Genomic DNA, 2,256 nt, shown 5'->3' with positions numbered 1-2,256 from the left:
ATCACAAAACGCGATTGCTCCTCACATCCACGAAACGCGATCGCCTTCACATCCACCATCACCAAGTTAGAGTTCAGTATTTCCAATAAGATATTTCAGAATTTGGATAACAATATAAAACGGGTGGCTCAATCACCTTTTCAGGGAGTTAACTGAATAACGTCTCTAACCCTAATTTCTCACACCATCGGTGAGAGATGTAAGAAACTCGAAATTGCCCTGAAATTATCGTCGAAGGAAAGGGAACGACCCTAAATGGCCTCAGTTTCTGCTGTGATGCAGCCGCTATCACCTCTACAGATGGCTATTAGAGAAAAAATAAGCATAGAAACCAGTGAGCGATAGCGCTCTGGTCAATCTAATGCAAAATCACCCTCATCCCCCCCAACCGTCTTAGCCAGAGGGGAGTGTCATCTGGGAGAGTCGCTGATGGACCAGAGCAAACAGATCTTGATAGGCAAAAGCGGAGTGCATGGCTAGATGAATGCGGCGCACACTCACACGAATGAGGGTACCGACTTTGAGTAATTTAGAGCGAATGGTGCCCACTTGAGCATTAGCCAATGGCGTGTGCTGCAAGGCATCGCGCAGCCGATTGAGTAGCACATAGGCCAAGGAATGGAACCACAAGCGCAGTTGGTTGTCATCAAAATAATGGTTGGAGGTACGGTCACTAAACAGGTCGAGTTGTTGTTCCTTGATGCGATTTTCCATCTCCCCTCTGGGACAATACTGCTTCTGGTGTAACGCCTTGGAAGAGTACTGCTTCGAGTGCCAAGAGGTGACCACAAAATGGCGATGGGCACCGTTGGGGCCATAGGTGATTTTACAGACGATGCGCCGCTGTCTGCTCCAACTATTGAGGGTCTCATAGGGGAAACAGCCATACTGCACTTGGGGTGGAACCAGTGCATCTAAGTGCTCGTCGGTGAGTTCTTCTGGTTTCATAGTCGCTAAAAGTGCCGCTTTGGCTGCCGCACGAGCCGCGAGATAATCGGCTTTGGCATAGTCCTCAAACCGTTGAGCCATTGACACTAAGCGTGAATTGGTCCCCATTGCCAGAACAAATTCCACCTTGGGTTGGGCTTCACACCAACTCATAATTTCATCGCGGGCATAGGCGCTATCGCCACGCACCATGATCATCACATCAGGCCACTGCTGGCGCAACTGAGGGATGACCCGCTGCAACTCCTCTAAGGCTCCCGCTGCTGGGTCTACATTGGCAGGGCGCAATCGAGACACCAACATCTCTCTGCCACAAAAGATGTACAGCGGCGTGTAGCAAGTGCTTTTATAATGAGCATTGTAGCCTGCCTGCTCTTGGTTGCCATGAGTCCTATCATCGGTGACGTCCATATCCAATATCAGCACCTCTGGAGGGCTTGGAGTGTTGGCGATGAACAGATCAATGAATACATTTTCTAGGGCGTTGGGGTCTACCTCTGTTTTGATATAGCGTTCATCTACCCGGTCTGAGTCATCGCGGCGATGGCTTTTCTCTAGCCGATTGAGCGTACTCTTGCCAGCCAATGGCGCACACCGTTGATGATGGGACTCTACACGCCCGAGTGCCACTCCAAATAATGGGTCATGGCGTAATTGCTCATGGTCATTGAGGTCTTCATACCCTTGGGCAATGCCATAGACACGCTGCTTCACCAATGTGTCTATCGAATGTTCCACATAGGATGGATGGCGCTTGTCGCTGAAACACGTCGCCACTTTGGCACTAATGCCAAAGTGCTCATCCACCTGGGCGAGCAACATCACTCCCCCATCTGAGCTAATGTGACCGCCATTAAACTCGGCACTGATGATGCGTCGGTCTAGACGACCCAATGACAGTTTGAGGGAGGATGACGCCTTGCGGGACGTTGTCCGCCGTTTGGCGCGACCTAGACGCTCAAATTTAGCAAGCGCGTCTTGAGGGCCAACCGTCTTGGAGGAAGATGAACCAACCAATGAAGAACCATCAAGCGATACGCTAAAGATGGGATGGGATGCGATACACTCTGTTACGAAGGGAGTCATTGCTTTAATCAGTTAAGGTCTTTGCTATATATAACTTTCGCTGATTTTGGGACTCCCGTTTTTTGAGTTTTGTGAGATATTCGGGGTAAGGGGCTCTTTAGCAATTGCCTTCAAGGAATACCCGTTTAGCCCTACGAACCCAATTACTATGAAAATCGACCCACCCACCTTGATGTCTCTTATCATGCTTTTTGCCTAACAGCGTTTTCAGGGCTATTGTGG

The 2,256-nt window shown here is 49.6% G+C and carries 1 protein-coding gene; it reads right to left on the bottom strand.

The annotated features are described in order from the left end of the window. Positions 1-393: 393 nt before the first annotated feature. Positions 394-2,034 carry an IS1380 family transposase gene (locus tag F6K52_RS35520; protein WP_293089785.1) on the bottom strand — a complete coding sequence of 547 codons (1,641 nt, stop codon included), beginning with the start codon at positions 2,032-2,034 and terminating at the stop codon, positions 394-396. Positions 2,035-2,256: the final 222 nt, after the last annotated feature.

The sequence above is a fragment of the Moorena sp. SIO3H5 genome, from assembly GCF_010692395.1.
GTDB lineage: Bacteria > Cyanobacteriota > Cyanobacteriia > Cyanobacteriales > Coleofasciculaceae > Moorena.
This window is presented reverse-complemented; position numbering and strand designations above follow the sequence as displayed.